The sequence below is a fragment of the Azospirillum oryzae genome (assembly GCF_008364795.1).
Classification (GTDB): Bacteria; Pseudomonadota; Alphaproteobacteria; order Azospirillales; family Azospirillaceae; genus Azospirillum; species Azospirillum oryzae.
Window position 1 is genome coordinate 1,216,149 of record NZ_VTTM01000001.1, and the last position, 21,307, is coordinate 1,237,455.

Below are 21,307 nucleotides of genomic sequence, written 5' to 3' on the forward strand. Positions count from 1 at the left end.
CCCGCTCACCAATAACGCATCGCGTCCGCATACAGCCCGCGCAGGTCGTCCTCCGACACCGGGCGCGGGGCGATGGTCAGCAGGCGTTGCTGGGCGGCGGCGCCCTTGACCAGCCCCGGAATGTCGGCCTCGCCATAGCCGAGCGCCGACAACCCGTTCGGCAAGCCGGTGGCGCGCATCATCGAAATCAGCCGCGTCGCCAGCAACTCGCCGCCGTCCTCCGGCGAGGCGCCGCGCGTGTCGGCGCCCAGTGCCTCGGCGGCGCGCAGATGGGCCTCGGGAGCCGCCGGGCCGGTGAAGCGGAAGGCGGCGGGGGCGTTCAGCACCACCGAGATGCCGTGCGGCACCATCGGGTCGACCGTCTCGTAGCCGGTCGCGGTGAAGCTGTGGTTCATCCCGGCCACCGAATAGGACATGGCGTGCGGGATGTGGACGCCGGCATTGCCGAAGGCCAGACCGGCCAGAGTCGCCGCGAACATCAGGGCGTCGCGCGCTTCCGCACAGTCGGGATCGTTGACCGCCCGTTCCAGCCATTGCCCCCCAAGGCGGATCGCCTGCAGGCTGCCGATGTCCGACCACGGGTTGGCGCCCTGGTAGGGCGGGCGGGCCGTCGGCGACTCCGGTTTCGGGCGGGAGCGGAAGGGGCGCGCGGTGTGGCTCTCGATGGCGTGGGTCAGCACGTCGAAGCCGGTGGCGGCGATGGCGCCGGGCGGCAGGCTGTCGATGGTGCGCGGATCGACGACGGCAAGGCTCGGTCGCAGGAAGCGCGAGGAGATGCCGGTCTTCACCTGTTTTTCCACATGGTCGAAGATGGCGACGCCGGTGGTCTCGCTGCCGGTGCCGCAGGTGGTCGGGCAGGCGATGTGCGGCTTGACCGGGCCGGGGACCGGGATGCCCTCCCCCAGCGGCTTGTTGACGTAGGCGAGGAAGTCGGCCGGATATGTCGCGTAGAGGTTCGCCGCCTTGGCGGTGTCGATCACCGATCCGCCGCCGATGGAGACATAGCCGTCGAACCCACCCTCCCTTGCGAAATCGGCGGCGTCGAGGAAGGACGCGCTGGTCGGCTCCACCCGGCAGCGGTCGAAGACCACCGGATCGACGCCGGCCCGCTTCAGCCCATCGAGCGCCATGGCGAAGGGCGCGGTTGCGGCAACCCTCGGGTCGGTGAACAGCGCCACCCGCGTCATGCCCAGCGATAGCGCGTCGCCACCCAATTCGGCCAGCATGCCGGGGCCGAACTTCATCCGCGCCGCCTCGACGGTGAAGCCCTCCTCGCCGTCGGGCAGGATGGGATAGGCGTTGCCGTGCGTGTCGCTTGCCATGAGTGCTGCTCCTCCGGTTGCACGGGCCGGGTTTGTCCCCGGCCCATCCTTGCCCGTATGGGAGCGTCCCGCGCCCGGCCTGTCAATGAGTCCGTTGGTCCAACAGATCTTCCGTGGGCAGCACCTGGGTGGGCGGGAGCGGCGGCTCCGGCTCCGACGGCGTGCCGGTGGAGGGTGGACGCAACAGCCGCTGATAGAGCCAGCCGGTGCCGACCAGACTGAGGCCAAGGCCGAGGAAGGAGGCGACGCGGTACATGCCCTCCAGGTCCGACATGTCGCTGAGGAACACCTTGGCGACCACCGCCAGCACGAGGGCAAGCCCGGCATGGCGCATCCAGCCCCAACCGAAGCGGATGCCCACCACCAGCATCGCCACCGCGAACAGCAGGAAGCCGGCGGAATAGCTGTACCATTCGGCGTCCGACATCTCGTAGCCGGACAGGATCGGCCCCTGGAAGGCGCGGCGGATCTCCAACGCCAGATTGGTGGCGATCATCAGCAGCGGCAGAACCGGCGCCGCGCTGCGCAAGGACCGCGACGGCGGCGGGTCGTACCACAGATAGACCAGCCCCAGCACGGCCGGCGCGCCATAGGCCAGCAGCAGCCGGTTCGCCACCGGCCAGGTACCGACCCATTCGTCGTTCCACAGCGGGTTCAGCGCCATCAGATGCAGGAAGACCGCGCTCAGGGCGGCCAGCAGCATCAGCAGGCGCCGGCCCCACACCGCGACGGGCCGTGCGCTCCACCGCCGGTCGGCCGCCAGCAGCAGGGCGAGGCCCAGCCAGGACAGCGTGTGCAGCGCCACCTCTGCCAGGGACGACGGCGCCTCCTCCAGGCTGCCGGACATCCAGCGGTGGATGCCCAGCGACAGCATCAGGGTGGTGAAGATCAGGGCGCCGGCCTCCAGCACCATCACCACCAGATCGTCGCCCTTTCCATCCGGCGCAGACCGCATCCAGCGCGCCGCCGCCAGGAAGCCCAGCGCCGGCAGGCCATAGCCGTAGGCGATCCAGCCATAGCCTTCGTAATCCAGCACATACGGATTGACCGCCAGCCGCACCAGCACCGCGACCGCGACCAGCAAAGTGACGCCGCGCAGCTCGCGCAGATTCAGCTGCCGCTCCAGCCATGCCAGCACCGGCACCTGCATCGCCAACGCGACCGTCAGCCACGCCTCCTGCAAGACCATGGTGGCGCCCAGCGCGATGGCGCCGGTGGCTCCGGCGGCGAAGGCGGCAAGCCCCAGCGAGGCGCCCGGCCGGTGGCGGTGGCGGGCCAGCGGCGTGGTGGCGCCGACCAGCAGGGCGGCAAGCGCAAGGGCGGCGACCGGCCAGCCGATGGCGGTCTCCGGCGGCGCCACCACGGCATAGGCCAGCGTCAGCAGGGCCAGCGGCACCAACGCCGACAGCGACGCCCACAGGGCCGCCCGCCGCGCGTCCCACAGGGCGATGAAGCCGCCGATGCCGAACAGGGCGGCAAATCCACCCGCCACCCACAGGAAATGCGCGACCGCCGCCGGATAGCCGGCGGGATCGATGACGATCAGCGGCTGGCCCTCCGCGTTCAGCGGCGGCGGGCCGGCGGGGACATAGGGCAGGCTCCAGGGCGCCAGGGACGCCAGCACGCTCAGCGCGGCGATCCAGGCGACGCCGGCGATCCGCTCCGTCCGCCGGCCGGCGACCATCGCCAGCAGGGCGAACAGGCCGAGCGCGATCAGCGACACGGAGCCGTGGTCGTCGATCCAGGTGACGGCGGCGACCAGCAGGCCGAACACCCGCATCGCCATCATCGCCAGCCGGTCGGCGGGGTGGCGCTGCTTGCGCCGGATCCAGTCGGGCAGCGCGCGGCGCCAGCCGGTGGCGGGAGCCGGCTCGGGCGGCGTCTGGTCCGGCACGCCCAGCACCGCCGGCACCAGGAACAGCGCCGAGGTCAGCAGCAGATAGAGGCCGGTCGGCAGCGCGTCGCCGCTGCGCCAGGGGTCGATCAGCCAGAGCAGCGGCCACAGCGACGCACCGGTCAGCGCCCCCCAGCCGAGCCAGCGCCAGCCGCGATACAGCACGACTGCCATCCCGGCCCCGTTCAGCGCCAGCAGATAGGCGAACAGGCCCCAGGCGTCGGGATCGCCCGTCGACACCAGCAGGGGAGAGACATAGCCGGCCAGCAGCCCCAGCGCCGCGATGAGCGGCCCCTGCAGCAGCGACAGCCCGATGCCGATCAGCGACAGGGCGGCCAGCAGCGCGAAGGCGACCAGCGGCGCGAACAGGCCGAACAGGGCGAAGCCGCCATAGACGCTGATGAAGGCGGTGAACAGGCCGGCGGCGGTCAGGGCCGGCGGCACGTAATCCGGCTGCAGGGCGGCGACGGCGCGCTGCATCGGCCGGCGGCGCAGCCACTCGCCCCCCACCATCAGCCCGAAGCCGGCAAGCAGCCCGAGCGCGACGCGGACGCTCGGCCCGAGCCAGCCATGGTCGACCGACAGCTTGATGAAGAAGGCCGCCGCCAGCGCCATGGTGCCGCCGCCGAGCCAGATCAGCCAGCGCGAGGCAAGCGATTCCTCCAACTCTCGCCAGCCCGTCCGTATAGGGGCCGGTGCGGCGGGCTGAGGTGGCGGAGGGGCCGCCGGTTCTTCCGCTTCGGACGCGAAGACCGGCTCGCCGATTTCCTCTTCGGGAAGCGCTTCGACCTCCGGGACCGGCGCCTCGGCGGCTGCGGCCTCGGTAGCGGCGATCGGCAGGGCGCCTGCCAGCGCCTTGTCCAGCCTGCCGCGCAGCAACGCGATTTCAGCCGCCTGGACCTTCAACCGCCGGTCCAGCCGGTGGGTGATGAAGCCGAAGATCAGCAGTAGAACGACGAACTCCATGACCGCACCGCCTGCGCGACGTTGCCCCTCTATCGGGGGCGTTTTGCCGCAGCATAGCCTTGCAACAATGCACTGTCTCGGTCGTGCTGGAGGCTCATCCCAATGGAGAGTCCGCCGATGATCGAGCGTTTCTCAGCGCCGGGCGCGGGGCGGTTCCATTCCCAGCCGCGCCATCGTCGCCAGCGCGTCGTCGACGGCGTGGAAGTCGGCGGTGTTGTCGAAGACGCACCAGACCGGCCGCAGCGCCGCCTCCGCCGACAACCTCCCGGCCAGCGCGTCCAGCATCGCCGGTTCGTAGGCGGAGCGGTAGATCACCGGCGACCCGTGCAGCCGCCAATAGCGCAAGCCCTCCCAGCCGCCCGGCTCGCCGGCGCCCGCCACCGGGGCGGGATCGGCGGCGACGCGGGCGACCCGGTGGGCGACCAGCAAAGCTTCGGCCGCGTCGGTGAACCAGGAGGCGTGGCGCGGTTCGCACACCACGTCGCCGTCGAAGCGGGCGCGCAGCAACGCGAAGAAATCCTCCGCTATCCCACGGTCGAACCGCAGGCTGGGCGGCAGTTGCACCAGCAGCGGACCGAAACGGTCGCCCAGCATTCCCGCCTCCGCCAGGAAGCGGTCCAGCGCCGCCTCCGCGCCGACGAGACGGGCTTCGTGGCTGATCGCCTTGGGCAGCTTCACCGCGAAACGGAAGCCGAGCGGGGTGGAGGCCGCCCAGCGCGCCCAGGTCTCCGGCTTGTGCGGGCGGTAGAAGCTGCTGTTCACCTCCGTCATCGGCATGACGCGGGCGGTGCGTTCCAGATGGGTGCCCTCGACCGGGAAGGCTGGGGCCGAGAGCTTGGGGATGCTCCAGCCGGCGGTGCCAATGCGGATCGGGTGCGCCGTCGCCATCACTCGGCGGGAAGCCCCTGCCCCCCCTGGACCACCGGGGCGGTTCCGTCATTCCCCTGGCGGCCGCGGCGGGCGCGCAGCGACTCGGCCTCCACGAAGATGCGGCGGATGATCGGGTATTGCTTGCGGATGCGGCTTTCCAGGGTGCAGACGGCGTCCTCGACCTCGCGGGCGTTCAGGCTGTCCTGGAACTCCACCGACAGGTTCAGCAGCACGTCGTCCGGCCCCATATGCATGGTCAGCACGTCGAGCGGGCGCTTCACCCGCGCCTCCTCGCCGACAATGCGGCGGATGCCGTCGACGATGCGGCGGTCGGCCGACTCGCCGATCAGCAGCCCTTTCGACTCGTAGGCCAGCAGCGCGGCGACGATGGCCAGCACGACGCCGATGGCGATGGAGGCATAGGCGTCGTAGATGGGATCGCCAGTCACTTCGCCCAGATACAGGCCGATGCCGGCTATCAACAGGCCAACCAGCGCCGCGGTGTCCTCCAGCAGCACGACGAAGACCGACGGGTTCTTCGACCGGTGGAGCGCCGACAGGATGCCGACGCCGTTCTGGGTGCGGCGGAATTCGCGCAGCGCGACGAACCAGGAAATGCCTTCGAACAGCACGGCGAATCCCAGAACAGTGAAATTCACCCAGGGGCTTTCCACCGGCTCCGGGCTGGACAGGGCGTGCCAGCCGTCATAGACGGACAGGCCGGCGCCGATGCCGAACAGCAGCACGGCGACCACGAAGGACCAGAAATACACCTCGCGCCCATGGCCGAAAGGATGCTGCGGCGTCGGCGGACGGCGGGCGCGGCGGATGCCGTAGAGCAGCAGAAGCTGGTTGCCGCTGTCGACGACGGAATGGATCGCCTCGCTGAACATGGCGGCGCTGCCGGTCATCGCGCTGGCGACGAACTTGGTCAGCGCGATCATCAGGTTGCCGCCGAGCGCTGCGAGCACGACCTTGGTGGAGCCTTCGGCCAAAACGGGAACCCTTCGCTGGATCGGATGCCGGACTGCGCAAAAGCAACGTCCGCCGGCCGTCCCGGTTCCCCCGCGACTCCCTTTAGGCCTTCGTCAGGGACCGCGCAGAGTCCGCCAGGCGCAGACCGCGGCGTAATAGACCGAGGTCGCCAGCCACAGGCCGAACAGCCAGCCCGGCCGCGCCGGCCATATCACCACCAGCGCGATGCAGCAGAGCAGCCAGACCGTGGTGACCGCGATGTTCAGCGGCATCAGCGCCTTGACGCGGAAGGGATGCAGGAACTTGACCGTGGTGAAGGTCAGCAGCCCCAGCACCACCACCACCGCCGCGTTGAACCAGGGGCTGAGGTCGAGCAGCCAGAAATAGAGCGCCACCACGTTCCAGATCGCCGGGAAGCCGACGAAATAATTGTCGCCGCTCTTCATCCCGACATTGGCGAAGCAATAGAGCGCGGTCAGCAGGATCCAGGCGGCCAGCGCGATGCTGATCAGCCCCTCCGGCAGCAGCCCGAAGCGGTGCATGAACACCGCCGGCACCACGACATAGGTCAGGTAGTCGATGACGAGGTCCAGCGCCGACCCGTCGATGCCCGGCAGCACCTGCTTGACCGAGACCCGGCGGGCCAGCGTGCCGTCGACCCCATCGACGACCAGCGCGATGCCCAGCCACATCAGGCACAGCTTGGCGTCGCCCGCCGCCGCCGCCAGCAGACCGAGCAATCCCAGCACGGCGCCGCTGGCCGTGAAGATGTGAACACCCCAGGCCGACAGGCGTTGGGTGATTCCGTAGGCGGCGCTCATCGGGACGTTTTCCGTGGGTGGCAAGGACAAGGTGATGACCTGAACGGGGCGGGGCTGGGAGGATGGGCGGAGAAGCGGGCGGATTTTCTGACACAGATGAACGCAGATAAACACAGAATTGTGGGGGTACGGAACCCCCGGCACCGCCTATGCCACCGCCCGGGCCGCCTTGCCGCCCGTTCCCGCCGCCTTCCGTCCGCCTCCCCTTGCTCCGCCTCTCAGGCCGCCCGCGCCGCGCCCTGCCGGAAGGCGGCGCGGCCGGCCAGCGCGTCGGGCAGCGGGCCGCCGGTCGCCCAGTCCAGCAACTCCACCGTATGGACCACCGGCAGGCCGGTGCCGCCGGCGATCTGGGTGATGCAGCCGAGATTGCCGGCCGCCACCGCCTGGGCCTGCGTGCTTTCGATGGCGGCGACCTTGCGGTCGCGCAGCTCCCCCGCCAGTTCGGGCTGCAGCATGTTGTAGGTGCCGGCCGACCCGCAGCAGAGATGGGCGTCGGGAATCTCCTTCACCAGGAATCCGGCGGCACGCAGCAGGGCGCGCGGCGGTTCCTTGATGCGCTGGCCGTGCTGCATCGAACAGGCGGAATGGTAGGCGACCGCCTGCCCCGTCTCCACCACCGGGCGCACCAGCCCGATCTCGTCCATCAGTTCGGTGACATCCCGGGCCAGCGACGCCACCCGCGCCGCCTTGGCGGCATAGGCGGAGTCCTCGCGGAACATGTGGCCGTAGTCCTTGACGCTGGTGCCGCAGCCGGACGCGTTGATGACGATGGCATCGAGCCCTTCGCCCTCGATCTCCTTCGTCCAGGCGTCGATGGTCTTCTTCGCGGCGGCGTGGGCGAGGTCCTCCTTGCCCATGTGGTGCGTCAAGGCGCCGCAGCAGTCGGCGCCCTTGGACACCACCACCTCGACCCCATGGCGGGTCAGCAGGCGGATGGTCGCCTCGTTGATCTGCGGCGCCAGCACCTGCTGGGCACAGCCGATCAGCAGCGCCACGCGCTTCTTGCGCGGCCCTTCCGCCGGATGGACGCCCGGCCGGTCGCTGTAGCTCGGCGCCGGGACGCTGGCCGGGGTCAGCGACAGCATGGCGGACAGCCGTTTCGGCAGCATGACGCGGAACGGCCTGCCGAGCGAGGCGCCCAACAGGGCCATCCGGAACAGCCGCGGATTCGGCAGCACCCGCGCCAGCAGGTCGCGCACCGCACGGTCGGCCGGCGGGCGGCTGTGCGTCGCCTCGATATGGGCGCGGGCGTGATCGACCAGATGCATGTAATGGACGCCCGACGGGCAGGTCGTCATGCAGGACAGGCAGGACAGGCAGCGGTCGATGTGCTTGACCGTGGTGTCGGGCGGCGGACCGCCCTTCTCCAGCATGTCCTTGATCTGGTAGATGCGGCCGCGCGGGCTGTCCAGCTCGTCACCCAGGATGGTGTAGGTCGGACAGGTCGCCGTGCAGAAGCCGCAATGCACGCATTTGCGCAGGATCTGGTCCGATTCGCGGATCGCGGCATCGGCCAGCTGGGCCAGCGAGAAGTTCGTTTGCATCGAGATCGGTCTTCCCGTTACAGCCCCGCATACATGCGGCCGGGGTTGAGGATGCCCTTGGGGTCGAAGCTCTCCTTGACCCGGCGGCTGAGCGCCATCAGCGGGTCGGGCAAGGGCTGGAACACATCGGTCGCCGCGCGCACCGCTTCCGGCGCCTGCACCAGCGTGGCATGGCCGCCGGCGGAGAGAGCGGCGCGGATGGTTGCTGCCGAGTCGGGCGGTGCGGTCAGCCAGACCAGCCCGCCGCCCCAATCATAGAAGACCTCGACGTCGAGAGTCCGGCGGATGGTCTCGACGGTGGCGGGGCCGGTGGAGGGGGGGACGGAGAGTTTCCAGAGGTGGGTGTCGCCACCGGCGCCCTCCCCCAACCCCGCCCCGTCCCTCACCTCGCGCCAAAGCGCCAGCGACTCGTCGCGGCCCAGCACGGCGTCGGCCCGCAACTCCTCGCGCAGCATGGTGACGCGTGCGGCGACCGACGGGCCGAAGCCTTCCAGACGCACCAGTGTCACCGCCCCGCCCGCTCCCGCCACGTCGGCCACCCCCGACCGCGCGGCGGTCCCCGCCGGCAGATGGGCGGCGCCCGACACCTCGTAGGGGCTGCGCAGCGCGCGGTCGAGCATCGCCACCGCCGCCGCGTCGTCCAGCCCGAACAGCAGCAGAGTCGCGGTGTCCTCCGGCGCCGGCAGAACCTTCACCGTGATCTCGGTCAGCGCGGTCAGCGTGCCGAAGGAGCCGGCCATCAGCTTGGGCACATCGTATCCGGTGACGTTCTTCACCACCTTGCCGCCACCCTTGTAGGCCTCGGCCCGGCCGCTGACCCCGGCGATGCCCAGCGTGTGGTCGCGGGCCGATCCGGCAGAGATGCGGCGTGGCCCGGCCAGCCCGCTGGCGACCAGACCGCCCAAGGTTCCCCCTTCGGGTGGCTCGAAGGCCAGATGCTGCCCACGGTCGGCCAGCAGGACGCGGATGCTGTCCATCGGCGTGCCGGCCAGCGCGGTCAGCACCAGTTCCTCCGGCTCATAGGCGATGACGCCCGACAGGCCGGACAGGTCGAGCGCGTGGCCGGCCCGCACCGGGCGGCCCAGTCCGCGGCGGCTGCCGATGCCGAGGATCTCCAGCGGTTCGCCGGCCGACAGAGCCCAGCGCACCGCGTCGGTCACCTGCGCGGTGGTTTCCGGCTTCAAGGTGGTGATGGTCATGGCGAACAGCGGCCCCTCAGAAGCGCGGAATTTCGGGGAAGCGCAGCTCCCCCTGGTGGACATGCAGCCGGCCAAGCTCGGCACAGCGGTGCAGCGTGGGGAAGACCTTGCCGGGGTTCAGCAGACCGTCGGGGTCGAAGGCGCATTTCAGCCGCTGTTGCTGCTGCAGATCGGCCTCGTCGAACTGGTCGGTCATCAGGTCGCGCTTCTCGACGCCCACGCCATGTTCGCCTGTCAGCACGCCGCCGACCTCGACGCACAGGCGCAGGATGTCGTTGCCGAACTCCTCCGCCGCCTCCAACTCGCCCGGCTTGTTGGCATCGTAGAGGATCAGCGGGTGCAGGTTGCCGTCGCCGGCATGGAAGACGTTGGCGACGCGCAGGCCGCAGCGGTCCGACATCTCCTGCATCCGTTGCAGCACCAGCGGCAGCGCCTTGCGCGGGATGGTGCCGTCCATGCAGTAATAGTCGGGGCTGATCCGCCCCACCGCCGGGAAGGCCGCCTTGCGCCCGGCCCAGAAGGCCAGCCGCTCCTCCTCGCTCTTGGACACGCGGGCGTAGCAGGCGCCCTTGTCACGGGCGATGGCCTCCACCCGGTCGATCAGGTGGTCGACCTCCGCCGCCGGGCCGTCCAGCTCGACGATCAGCAGCGCCTCGACATCCAGCGGATAGCCGGCATGGACGAAGGCCTCCGCCGCGTGGATGGCGGGGCGGTCCATCATCTCCATGCCGCCGGGGATGATGCCGGCGGCGATGATGGCGGCCACGCAGTCGCCGCCCTGCTCGCTGCTGGGGAAGCCCAGCAGAACCGCGCGGGCGGTCGCCGGCTTCTTCAGGATGCGCACCGTGACCTCGGTCACCACGCCCAGCAGCCCTTCCGACCCGGTGATGATTCCCATCAGGTCATAGCCGCCGGCGTCCAGATGCTTGCCGCCCAGCCGGATGATCGTGCCATCGATCAGCACCATCTCCAGTCCCAGCACATTGTTGGTGGTCAGCCCGTATTTCAGGCAGTGAACGCCGCCGGAATTCTCGGCGATGTTGCCGCCGATGGTGCAGGCGATCTGGCTGGACGGATCGGGGGCATAATAGAAGCCCTCATGCGCGACCGCGTTGGATATGCCGAGATTGGTCACCCCCGGCTGCACGGTGACGCAGCGGTTGGCATAGTCGATGTCGAGGATGCGCTTGAACTTGCCCATCCCCAGCAGCACGCCGTCGGCCAGCGGCAGGGCGCCGCCGGACAGCGAGGTGCCGGCGCCGCGCGGCACCACCTTCACCCCCATCGCCTTGCAGGCCTTCAGGACCTGCGACACCTGCTCCACCGTGCTGGGCAGAACGGCGACCATCGGCAACTGGCGAAAGGCGGTCAGGCCGTCGCATTCATAGGCGCGCAGCTCGTTCTCGTCGACGATCACGCCTTCGCCGGGAACGATGGCGCGCAGCGCCTCCACGATCTCCCGGCGGCGGGCGATGATCCCGCTGTCCGGCACCGGCATCTTCATGGCGGGCGGTCCTTATCCCGTTGCGGCGAACTCGTCCGCCACACGTACCATCCGCCGCGATCCTAATACAAGACGATGCCGTTCCCGATTCCGGAGGCCCCGATTCCGAAGCCCCAAAACGCAAGAGCCGCACCCGAAGGCGCGGCTCTTGCGTAAACACCCGATGACGGAGAGGCTGGGCGCGATGCCCGGCCTCGCAGTCGATCGACCCTTGCGGATCGATCAGCCCTGGCGGGCCTTGAAGCGGGGGTTCTGCTTGTTAATGACGTAGACGCGGCCCTTGCGGCGGATCACGCGGCAGGCCTTATGGCGCGTCTTCATCGACTTCAGGGAGTTGACGATTTTCATGATGCTGTTCCTGAACGCTCGGCGGCTCGATTGAAGGCGCGCACCATAGTGCGGTGCCCACCAACTGTCAACGCCCGGGAACGGCCCGAAATGCCGTCCTTTTCCATCGGCCTGCCGCCGCCCGTTCCGCCGCCGCCCGCCCATCCAGCGCGACGACCGCGAGTACCGATGAATGCGCCGCACATCACAGGCCGATAAAGATTTCATCGCCCTCCCGAATAAAGGGAAAACTCCGGCCGCAAGGCGCCAAAGCATATCGGGTGCCTGCAACTCTGCGTTAAGGGTCGTCGGCGGCCGGGCGGTGGAAGACGACTGTCCGCCGATGATTCTGGACTTCCCGCCGCCAGGAACGGCAAAGCAAAGTCTTCTGACTTGCGCGGGATATCTACAGTACATATTTGGGCAATCCCGTCCCTGTCATCAATCATACCCGAATTTCTGCGGTGTATTGACGCGATGATGCGAAACCATATGCTTCAGCATTGAAGGATTGTTCTTGCTGAATTAGGAACAATCCCAGATATTCCGCGGCAGCCGGACGGTCGCCATGCGCGATTACAGCGAACCCGCCGGAATGGCTGCCGTTTTGTGCCGAATCGGCCCGGATGCCGCTCCTTGCCGCCCGGTAAGCCGCCTCCGGCCCGCCAGCGCAGCGCATCGTCGAAGGGGGGACCATGACGTTCTGGAAAGCTCTGACCCTGGCATCCGTGGCCGGCGCTCTGTTCCTGTCGGCGACGCATGCCCGGGCGGCCTATCCGGAGAGGCCGGTCACGATGATCGTCGCATTCGGCACGGGCGGCGGCACCGACCTGCTGGTCCGTGCGCTGGTGCCCTTTCTCGAACGGCATCTGGGCAACGGCGCCCGGATCGAGGTGGTGAACAAGCCCGGCGCCGGCGGCGAGATCGGCTTCGCCGCCATCGCCGACGCTGCTCCCGACGGCTACACCATCGGCGCCATCAACTCGCCCAACGTCAACGCCATCCCGATCGAACGCCAGGCCCGCTATTCGCTGGACCGGCTCGACCCGCTCTACAATCTGGTGGACGATCCCGGCGCCTTCGCCGTCCATCAGGACAGCCCGTTCCGCTCGCTGGCCGACGTCGCCGCCTTCGCCAGGCACAACCCCGACAGCGTGACGGTCGGCACCACCGGCATCGGGTCAGACGACCATCTCGCGATGCTGATGTTCCAGCGTCAGGCCGGCGTGACCTTCACCCATGTGCCCTTCCAGGGCTCCGCCGCCAACGAGGTGGCGCTGGCCAACAAGAAGATCATACTGAGCGCCGTGAATGTCGGCGAGGCGATGGAGTACAAGAAGAAGGATCGGATCCGCATCCTGGGCGTGATGACCGAGCGGCGGCAGGAGCAGGTGCCGGACATTCCCACCTTCGCGGAGCAGGGCTTCCCCACGCTGATGTCGTCGATGCGCGGCATCGCCGCCCCGCGGGGCCTGCCGCCCGACGTGCGGACAAAGCTGATCGATGCGCTGGCCGGCGCCGCCAAGGATCCGGACTTCCAGGCCAGGATGAAGGAGCTGTATCAGCAGCTTCGGCTGCTGCCTCCCGACCAGTACGCCGCCGAACTGACCAAATCGACCAAGGCCCTGCGCGAACTGTGGGCCACCGCACCCTGGCTGAGGTGAGCGCCGCCCCGGACCAGCCCTCGCCCTGCCTCGCTTGCAGTCGCCGGGCAAAAGGCGGAGAGTCGCGGCCACCGCATCCCGCCCACGGCTCCGGAACCTCCCCTTGCGGCTGCTGCTGATCGAAGACAACCGCCGGCTGGCGTCCCTGACCGCCGAGGGGCTGCGCAAGGCCGGATTCGCCGTCGACCTCGTCCATAGCGCGGAGGATGCGTCGGCCGCCCTGGCGGTCGCCGGTTTCGATGCGGTCCTGCTCGACCTCGGCCTGCCCGATGCCGACGGGTTGACCCTGCTGTCGGCGCTGCGGGCGCGGGCCGACAACACCCCGGTGCTGATCCTGACCGCCCGCGATGGGGTGGACGACCGGGTCAGGGGCCTGAACCTGGGTGCCGACGACTATCTGCTGAAGCCCTTCGCGCTGGAGGAGCTGGTGGCCCGCATCCGCGCCCTGCTGCGCCGGCCGGGGGCGGCGCTGGGCATGGTGCTGCAGCAGGGCAATGTCGCCTTCGATTCGGCCGCCCGGCTGGCGACCGTCGCCGGCCGGCCGCTGGACCTCAGCCGGCGCGAGCTGGACGCGCTGGAACTGCTCCTGCGCCGCGCCGGCCGGGTGGTGTCGAAGGCGGCGCTGGAAAACGGCCTCTACGGCTTCGGCGACGAGGTCGGGTCGAACGCGGTCGAGGTGCTGATCCACCGGCTGCGCAAGCGGCTGCAGGCCGCCGGTGCGACGGCCGGCGTCCAGACCCTGCGCGGCATCGGCTATATCCTGACCGAAACCCCGGCGGAGGCTGATGGGCAGAACGGGGGCGGGGAGACCGGGAAATGAGCGCCAGCGCGAAGGCAGGCCGCCCGCCGTCCCTGCTGGCGGCCATCGCCCGCTGGCTGGTGCTGGTCACGCTGCTGGCGGTCGCCACCACGGCGCTGCTGCTCTATGTCGAGTTCAAGGGCACCCACGACCGCATGCGCCAGCGGACCCTGTCCGGCGTCGCCCGCGTGATCGAGAAGGCGGTCCGCGGCCCCGACGACCAGAAGAAGGATGGCCGGCTGAACACCGACCTGCCCGAGTCGGTCCGCGCGATGCTGCGGGTGAATGCCGCCTCCTTCGCCGTGGTCGACGGGGACGGCCGGCTGCTGCTCGGCTCCGACGGGGTGGACGGCCCGCTCGACCCCAACGCCACCGACCGGCCGCACAACGTCTTCCGCATGCCGGCGCAAAATGGAGAACCGCCGCTCTACGGGCTCAGCCACCGCATCACCGTCGGCGGCCAGCCCTATTGGATCCAGGTGGCCTCCGGCGAGGAGGAGCTGCACATCGAATGGCTGCTGGAGGAGTTCGTCGAGCATTTCGGCTGGATCTGGCTGCCCTTCGCCCTGGTGCTGATCCTGGTCAACCTCGTCATCATCCATCGCGGCCTGCGCCCCCTGCGCCGCGCCTCGGCCCGCGCCGCCGAGATCGGACCGGACAGCGTGTCGGAACGGCTGCCGGAACAGGACATGCCGCGCGAGGTCCTGCCGCTGGTCCGCGCCGTCAATCAGGCGCTGGACCGGCTGGAGGCCGGATACGAGGCGCAGCGCGGCTTCATCGCCGACGCCGCGCACGAGCTGCGCACGCCGCTGGCGGTGCTGGACGCCCATCTGGCGCTGATCGGCACACCCGGCGCCCCGATTCGCGAGGATGTCGCCGGCATGGCCCGGCTGGTGGACCAGCTGCTCGACCTGGCCCGGCTGGACGCCCTGCGCATCGCCCCCGACGAGACGGTCGATCTGGCCCGGCTGGCGGTGGAGGTCTCGGCCCATCTTGCCCCGCTGGCGCTCGGGCAGGGGCGCCTGATCGAGGTGGTCGGCGACGACCGGCCGCTGCCGGTGCGCGGCGCCCATGATCCGCTGTTCCGCGCCCTGCGCAATCTGGTGGAGAACGCCGTCTGCCACGCTCCCGCCGGCAGCACGGTCAGCGTGGAGCTGGCGGTATCGGCCACGGGTGCGCCGGTGCTGCGGGTGATCGACCGCGGCCCCGGCATTCCGCCTGACATGCGCACCCATGTTTTCGAACGCTTCTGGCAGGGCGGCCGCGACCGCGCCGACGGCTCCAAAGGTGCCGGATTGGGCCTGTCCATCGTCGCCCGCACGATGGCGGCGCATGGCGGCAGCGTCTCGGTCAAGGACACTCCCGGCGGCGGCGCCAGCTTCACCCTGCACTTTCCGCCTATGCAGCGGCGAACCGACGCAGGACGCCCGATCCCCGCTGTCTCCGGCGCCCCGTAAGCCACATGTAAGCTTGGCAGGATAGACCGGTGGGGAATGTCTCTCCCTGAGCCGCGCCGGCGCGACCGGCGCCGGCACTCACCGCACTTACCCCACCACTCTTGCCAGGATGACCGCCGATGCTGTCCGCCACGTCCTCCGCCTCCCTGCCGTCGATGCCGTCGCCGCTGCAGAGCCGCCCGGCGTCTATGCCGGCTCCCGCCGGGATCGACAGCGACGGCGACCGGGACAACGACACGACCGAGAGCGCCGCCGCCAAGGCTGCCGAGTCGCGCGGTTCCGCCCCCAGCCTGCCGGCCGACCCCAACCGTGGCCGCACCCTGAACATCACCGCTTGAACGGAGGCGCGACCGCCGCCGCCTTTCCACCGGAGTCCGTCCGATGCCCAACACCTACAGCGCAACCCAGAAAACCCTGCACTGGCTGATCGCCCTTCTGATCGTCGGCGTCTATCTGCTGACCTTCGGCGAGGATTTCTATGAACGCGGGCATCCGATGCGCGCCACGATCTGGTGGCTGCACATCTCCTTCGGCCTGTTGCTGCTGGGGCTGGTGCTGGCGCGGATCGGGCTGCGCTTCACCCGCGGCACGCCCGCCTTGCCGCCGGAGATGACGCCGGTCGAACGCGGCGCCTCCCAGGCCGTCCATCTCGGGCTCTATCTCCTGATGCTGGGCATCCCGCTGGTCGGGGTGGTGTTGACTTGGCTGCGCGGCGACACGCTGTCCTTCTTCGGCCTGTTCACCATCCCTTCCCCGGTCGAGGCCGACCGCACGCTGGGCCGCTCTGTGAAGGAGATCCACGAGCTTGGCGCCAACCTGATCCTGGCGCTCGCCGCGGTCCATGCGGCGGCGGCGTTGTGGCACCACTTCGTCCGCCGCGACGGCGTCCTGGCCCGCATGCTGCCCGGTCGGGGCAACGAACAGCCGGGCCTCGCCGACTGAATCGGGGCCGACTGAACCGGGGCCGACTGAGCCAGGGCCGACTGAACCTGGGGCGCTCGACGGCTTTCTCCACCCGCGCGAGCACGACCCCTGTGCGCTCGCGCGATCAGACGCTATAGTCGTCCCCATACATATGCATGGCGATGACCGATGGCAGGACGCAGGACGGCAGGACAAGCTTCGGGGGGACGCGGCCGGAGTACCCGCGGAACGGCGGGCAGGGACGGCGGCGCGCAGATGGACGATGGCGGCCTGACCGCCGGCCTCCTGCCCCTTCCGGACCTGCTGTCGTCCCAGATCGATGCCGCCGCCGATACCGCCACCGATACCGCCACTGCCGGCTCCCTGCCCCCCGCTCCGGACGGCGGGACGGAGGACGGGGCGGAGGATGGCGATCCCCATTATCTCGACCACCGCAACCGCCTGCGCCGACGCTTCCTCGACCGCGGCGCCGACGCGTTGGAGGATTACGAACTGCTGGAGATGGTGCTGTTCGCCGCCAGCCCGCGGCGCGACGTCAAACCGCTGGCCAAGCTGCTGATCCAGACCTTCGGCGACCTGTGGGGGGTGGTCAACGCCCCGCCCGAACGACTGCGCGGCCTGAAGGCGGAGGGCGTGTCGCTCGGCACCGACAACGCCGTCGCCACCGTGCGCATCGTCGGGGCGGCGGCCCTGCGCGCCCTGCAGCAGCGGGTGATCGATCGGCCTGTGCTCGCCTCCTGGCAGGCTCTGATCGACTATTGCGCCGCCGCCATGGCGCATGAACCGACGGAGCAGTTCCGCCTGCTGTTCCTCGACCGCAAGAACAAGCTGATCGCCGACGAGGTGCAGCAGCGCGGCACCATCGACCACACTCCCGTCTACCCGCGCGAGGTGGTGAAGCGGGCGCTGGAGCTGTCGGCCGCCGCCGTGATCCTGGTGCACAACCACCCCTCCGGCGATCCCACCCCCAGCCGCGCCGATATCGAGATGACCAAGGAGATCGTCCGCGCCGGCAACGCCATCGGCCTCGTCGTCCACGACCATCTGGTGATCGGCAAGGGCGGCCGTCATACCAGCTTCAAGGCGCAACGCCTGCTGTGAAAGCCCGGCTCTCCCGCTTCCCCCTTCTCCCGCTTCCCATGCAGCCGCGCCATGCGCCGCCACTTTGCATTTGCGAATCGGTCGCCATTTTGTTGACCTGACGGTGCCCCGCCGAAGGAATCGACCGACCGCATGTCCTCCTCGCCCTTATCCCTGAAGCGCCGCAGCCTGTTGATCGGGTGCGGAGCGCTGGTTCTGATGTCCGACCGCGCGCTGGCCGCCCCCGCCGCGCCGCGCCGTCTCAGCCTGAGGAACCAGAACACCGGCGAGACCTTCGACGGCCCCTATCGCGACGCCGACGGTCCGCTGCCGGACGCGATGGCCGACCTCGCCAAGTTCCTGCGCGACCACCGCGCCAACAAGGAAGGACCGGTCGACGTCGGGACGCTCGACTTCCTGGCCGACATCCTGGAGGCGGTGGGCCAGTCCAAGGCCACCGTTCTGTCCGCCTTCCGCACGCCGGAAACCAACGCGATGCTGGCCGCCCGCAGCCTGGGCGTGGCGGAGCACAGCCAGCATCTGCTGGGCCGCGCCCTGGACGTCACCCTGTCGTCGCGACTGCCCGACGCGCACCGCAGCGCCCTGGACCTCAAGCGCGGCGGCGTCGGCTGGTATCCGCGCTCGCATTTCCTGCACATCGACACCGGCCCGCTGCGCAGCTGGGAAATGTTCGGCCAGAATTTGGACGGGCTGTTCGCCCCCGGTGCCCGCAGCACCCGCCTGCGCACCGTGTCCCAGCGCATGCAACTGCACCGCGCGCTCGCCCGCCGCCAACTGCTGGGACGGAAGTGAGACTGGACCTTACCGGCATACCGGTGTAGGGAAAGCGCCATGACCGACCGCATCGCCCTCACCTCCCCGATGTATTATCTGCCGCTCACATAGCGCGGCGTCGATCGGTCATACCCGAAACCATGCCGTCGCAAGTCCGGCGGCCATGGTTCTCTCCCCATATAGAGACAGTCTCCGGACGGCCCGGCCAACCGTAGAGACGTCCTGATGCCGACCAACTCCAGTGGCGCCGACTTCCTGCGCATCCTGCGCGAGCGCGGTTTCCTCCATCAATGCAGCGACCCGGCCGACGACCTGTCGGGCCTCGCCGCCGCGGTGCCGGGCGGGGTGTTGACCGCCTATGTCGGCTTCGACGCCACGGCGGCCAGCCTGCATGTCGGGCACCTGCTGTCGATCATGGCACTGCGCTGGCTTCAGCGCACCGGCAACCGCCCCATCGTCCTGATCGGCGGCGGCACCACCAGGATCGGCGATCCCAGCTTCCGCGACACCACGCGCCCGATGCTGGACGACGCGCAGATCGCCGCCAATGCCGCCGGCCTGCGCGGCGTCTTCGGCCAGTACCTGACTTTCGGGGACGGCCCCAATGACGCCGTCATGGTGGACAACGCCGACTGGCTGGACGGGCTGGATTACGTGCCCTTCCTGCGCGACGTCGGCCGCCATTTCACCATCAACCGCATGCTGAGCTTCGAGTCGGTGCGCCAGCGGATGGAGCGCGAACAGCCGCTGACCTTCCTGGAATTCAACTACATGATCCTCCAGGCCTATGATTTCCTGGAGCTGTCGCGCCGTCACGGTTGCCTGTTGCAGATGGGCGGATCGGACCAGTGGGGCAACATCGTCAACGGCATCGAGCTGGCCCGCCGGGTCGACCGGCGCGAGCTGTTCGGCCTGACCACGCCGCTGCTGACCACCGCGTCGGGCACCAAGATGGGCAAAACCGCCGGCGGTGCGGTGTGGTTGAACGCGGATGCGCTGCGCCCCTTCGATTTCTGGCAGTTCTGGCGCAACACCGAGGATGCCGATGTCGGCCGCTTCCTGCGCTTGTTCACCGAACTGCCGCTGGAGGAGATCGCCCGGCTGGAGCGGCTGGAAGGCGCCGAGATCAACGAGGCGAAAATCATCCTGGCGACGGAGGCCACCCGCCTGTGCCATGGATCTGCCGAGGCCGAACGGGCGGCATCCGCCGCTGGCAGCCCCTTCGCCTCCGACGGCGACGGTCTGCCGGAGGTCACGCTGCGGCTTGCAGAGGGGACCGATGGCGTGCCGCTGGTCGATGCGCTGGTGGCGGCCGGCCTGTCGCCCTCCAAGGGGGCGGCGCGACGCCTGATCCGCGAAGGCGGCGCCCGCCTGGACGGCCAGCCGGTGACGGACGAGGCGGCGACGCTCACCGCACCGGCCACGCTGTCGGCCGGCCGCAAGCGCCATGTCCGCCTAATCGTTACCGCCTGATCGGGAGCGGTGGCGTCAGCCCTCCAGCTGGCGCCACATCTCCATGTCGCGCTCGGCGGTCCAGATGCGGGGATCGACGTGGCCGGTCGCCTCGTCATAGGCGCGGGTGACGTTGAACGGCATGCAATGGTCGAAGATCACCCAATGGCTGAACTTCGGCTTCAGCGCGGCGTAGGTGTCCTTGTAGATCGCCCGCAGGTCCTTCCCCGCCGCGACACCCTGCTTGACCAGCTCGAACAATTCGCTGGTGAAGGCGCGGGTGCCGCGCAGCCCCTCCTGCACCTGCTCAGCCGTGGTCAGGGCGGCGCCGCGGCCGGGCACCAGCTTCTCCGGCTTCAGCGCGGCGATGGCGTCGAGCGTCGCCGGCCAGTTGGTGAAATAGGCGTCGCCGCAATAGGGGGTGGCGCCATATTCGACGAGGTCGCCGGAGAACAGGATCTTCTGCTGCGGCAGCCACACCACGGTGTCACCCTTGCTGTGGCCACGGCCGAGTTGCAGCAACTGCACCTCCAGCGACCCCAGCCACATCGTCATCTTGCCGCTGAAGGTGATGGTCGGCCAGGTGAGGCCGGGGACCGATTCGACGGCGCGGAACAGGCGCGGGAAGCGGCCGATCTCGCTCGCCATGTCGGCCTCGCCGCGCTCGACGATCAGGTCGCGGGTGTCCTCGCTGGCGATGATCTGCTCCGGCGCGTAGCCCGACGCGCCCAGAACGCGCACCGCATGGTAATGCGACAGCACGACATGGCGGATCGGCTTGTCGGTGACCTCGCGGATGCGGCGGATGACATCCTGCGCCATCACCGGCGTCGCCTGGGTGTCGATCACCATCACCGCATCGTCGCCGATGACGATGCCGGTGTTGGGATCGCCCTCCGCGGTGTAGGCGTAGGCGTTGTCCGACAGCTTGTCGAAGCTGACGGTCTTCTCGTCCAGGTCGGCGTGCGAAGCGAAGTTCTTGGACATCCGGTTTCTCCACAGGCGCGGCCGGCGCCCCCAACCCTCAAGGTGGCGCGGCCGTCATTGATCGGTTGGGCCAACCATATCGTTTCACTTGAAACCATGCAATGCGTTTGCGGCCGGACGTCGCGGTCGGGTAGACAAGGATCTCGGAACAGCAAAAAGCCCGCACTCCGGATGGAGGCGGACTTTTTCTGATTTGGTTGCGGGGGCAGGATTTGAACCTGCGGCCTTCAGGTTATGAGCCTGACGAGCTACCGGGCTGCTCCACCCCGCGGATGTCCTTGATATGGGGTGATGGAGGGTGAAGATGCAAGCTTGTGCTTTGGATTGAGGGTCTCTTGAGTCTGAGTGACCTGGCGGCGACCTACTCTCCCACGTCTTAAGACGCAGTACCATTGGCGCGGAGGCTTTTCACGGCCGAGTTCGGGATGGGATCGGGTGTTTGACACCTCGCCATGACCACCAGGTCACCCAGGCTCAAGACCGACGCTTTTTCCGAAGCGCTAAGCTTGTTCAGTGCAAGTGAGGATGAGGATGTATCGAACTGCGGCTTATGCGTCAAGCAGGCTTGCTGCTGCGCATGGCGCGGTTTGTGGGGGTGAGATCAAGCCGATCGAGCGATTAGTAAGGCTTAGCTTCAGGCATTGCTGCCGGTCCACATGCCTCCTATCGACGTGATGGTCTGTCACGGCTCTCAAGGGAGCTCTGGTTTAGAGGTGGGTTTCCCGCT

The 21,307-nt window shown here is 69.1% G+C and carries 18 protein-coding genes, 1 tRNA gene and 2 rRNA genes; 8 read left to right on the plus strand and 13 right to left on the minus strand.

The window, feature by feature from the left end:
* Positions 1–5: 5 nt before the first annotated feature.
* From FZ938_RS05835 to ykgO, 9 genes are all read right to left on the minus strand, one after another.
* Positions 6–1,322, minus strand: coding sequence for a hydroxyacid-oxoacid transhydrogenase (locus FZ938_RS05835; RefSeq protein WP_149197612.1), 1,317 nt, complete (start codon positions 1,320–1,322; stop codon positions 6–8).
* Positions 1,323–1,404: 82 nt separating this feature from the next.
* A complete protein-coding gene (locus FZ938_RS05840) occupies positions 1,405–4,182 on the minus strand; it encodes a DUF2339 domain-containing protein (protein ID WP_149197613.1) in 2,778 nt (925 codons plus the stop codon).
* A gap of 132 nt (positions 4,183–4,314) precedes the next feature.
* Positions 4,315–5,070 (minus strand): DUF72 domain-containing protein, encoded by a 756-nt coding sequence (locus tag FZ938_RS05845; RefSeq protein ID WP_149197614.1) that lies wholly within the window; start codon positions 5,068–5,070, stop codon positions 4,315–4,317.
* Positions 5,070–6,047 (minus strand): cation diffusion facilitator family transporter, encoded by a 978-nt coding sequence (locus tag FZ938_RS05850; protein WP_149197615.1) that lies wholly within the window; start codon positions 6,045–6,047, stop codon positions 5,070–5,072. The genes FZ938_RS05845 and FZ938_RS05850 overlap by 1 nt, the downstream gene beginning before the upstream one ends.
* A 93-nt stretch (positions 6,048–6,140) precedes the next feature.
* Positions 6,141–6,848, minus strand: coding sequence for a phosphatidylcholine synthase (gene pcsA, locus FZ938_RS05855; protein WP_149197616.1), 708 nt, complete (start codon positions 6,846–6,848; stop codon positions 6,141–6,143).
* A 218-nt stretch (positions 6,849–7,066) separates the two neighbouring features.
* Positions 7,067–8,392 carry a glycolate oxidase subunit GlcF gene (gene glcF, locus FZ938_RS05860; RefSeq protein ID WP_149197617.1) on the minus strand — a complete coding sequence of 442 codons (1,326 nt, stop codon included), beginning with the start codon at positions 8,390–8,392 and terminating at the stop codon, positions 7,067–7,069.
* Between the two features lie 17 nt (positions 8,393–8,409).
* Positions 8,410–9,591 (minus strand): glycolate oxidase subunit GlcE, encoded by a 1,182-nt coding sequence (gene glcE, locus FZ938_RS05865; protein ID WP_149197618.1) that lies wholly within the window; start codon positions 9,589–9,591, stop codon positions 8,410–8,412.
* A gap of 16 nt (positions 9,592–9,607) precedes the next feature.
* Complete coding sequence (locus FZ938_RS05870) at positions 9,608–11,095, minus strand: FAD-linked oxidase C-terminal domain-containing protein (protein ID WP_149197619.1); 1,488 nt, start codon at positions 11,093–11,095, stop codon at positions 9,608–9,610.
* Between the two features lie 222 nt (positions 11,096–11,317).
* Entirely contained in the window at positions 11,318–11,443 is a 126-nt protein-coding gene (ykgO, locus tag FZ938_RS05875) for a type B 50S ribosomal protein L36 (RefSeq protein ID WP_012973122.1), read from the minus strand.
* 674 nt (positions 11,444–12,117) lie between these two features.
* Between ykgO and FZ938_RS05880 the strand changes: the two genes are divergently transcribed.
* From FZ938_RS05880 to tyrS, 8 genes are all read left to right on the plus strand, one after another.
* The gene (locus FZ938_RS05880; RefSeq protein WP_149197620.1) at positions 12,118–13,086 is read left to right on the plus strand and encodes a tripartite tricarboxylate transporter substrate binding protein; all 969 of its coding nucleotides are present in this window, start codon (positions 12,118–12,120) and stop codon (positions 13,084–13,086) included.
* Between the two features lie 103 nt (positions 13,087–13,189).
* A complete protein-coding gene (locus tag FZ938_RS05885; RefSeq protein ID WP_149197621.1) occupies positions 13,190–13,906 on the plus strand; it encodes a response regulator transcription factor in 717 nt (238 codons plus the stop codon).
* Entirely contained in the window at positions 13,903–15,342 is a 1,440-nt protein-coding gene (locus FZ938_RS05890) for a sensor histidine kinase (RefSeq protein WP_149197622.1), read from the plus strand. The genes FZ938_RS05885 and FZ938_RS05890 overlap by 4 nt, the downstream gene beginning before the upstream one ends.
* A gap of 119 nt (positions 15,343–15,461) precedes the next feature.
* A complete protein-coding gene (locus tag FZ938_RS05895) occupies positions 15,462–15,680 on the plus strand; it encodes a hypothetical protein (protein WP_149197623.1) in 219 nt (72 codons plus the stop codon).
* A 43-nt stretch (positions 15,681–15,723) separates the two neighbouring features.
* Entirely contained in the window at positions 15,724–16,284 is a 561-nt protein-coding gene (locus tag FZ938_RS05900; RefSeq protein WP_149197624.1) for a cytochrome b, read from the plus strand.
* Positions 16,285–16,521: 237 nt separating this feature from the next.
* A complete protein-coding gene (radC, locus tag FZ938_RS05905; protein WP_343075089.1) occupies positions 16,522–17,367 on the plus strand; it encodes a RadC family protein in 846 nt (281 codons plus the stop codon).
* 132 nt (positions 17,368–17,499) lie between these two features.
* The gene (locus FZ938_RS05910) at positions 17,500–18,159 is read left to right on the plus strand and encodes a YcbK family protein (protein ID WP_149197626.1); all 660 of its coding nucleotides are present in this window, start codon (positions 17,500–17,502) and stop codon (positions 18,157–18,159) included.
* 207 nt (positions 18,160–18,366) lie between these two features.
* Positions 18,367–19,614, plus strand: a complete 1,248-nt coding sequence (gene tyrS, locus FZ938_RS05915) for a tyrosine--tRNA ligase (protein ID WP_149197627.1) — start codon at positions 18,367–18,369, stop codon at positions 19,612–19,614.
* A 15-nt stretch (positions 19,615–19,629) separates the two neighbouring features.
* On the opposite strand, the gene FZ938_RS05920 is transcribed toward tyrS, so the two are convergent.
* From FZ938_RS05920 to FZ938_RS05935, 4 genes are all read right to left on the minus strand, one after another.
* Positions 19,630–20,580 carry an MBL fold metallo-hydrolase gene (locus FZ938_RS05920; protein ID WP_149197628.1) on the minus strand — a complete coding sequence of 317 codons (951 nt, stop codon included), beginning with the start codon at positions 20,578–20,580 and terminating at the stop codon, positions 19,630–19,632.
* 194 nt (positions 20,581–20,774) lie between these two features.
* Positions 20,775–20,851: transfer RNA gene (locus tag FZ938_RS05925), tRNA-Met, on the minus strand.
* A 77-nt stretch (positions 20,852–20,928) separates the two neighbouring features.
* Positions 20,929–21,044: ribosomal RNA gene (gene rrf / locus FZ938_RS05930) — 5S ribosomal RNA — on the minus strand.
* 133 nt (positions 21,045–21,177) lie between these two features.
* A 23S ribosomal RNA gene (locus FZ938_RS05935) occupies positions 21,178–21,307 on the minus strand; the annotation flags it as partial.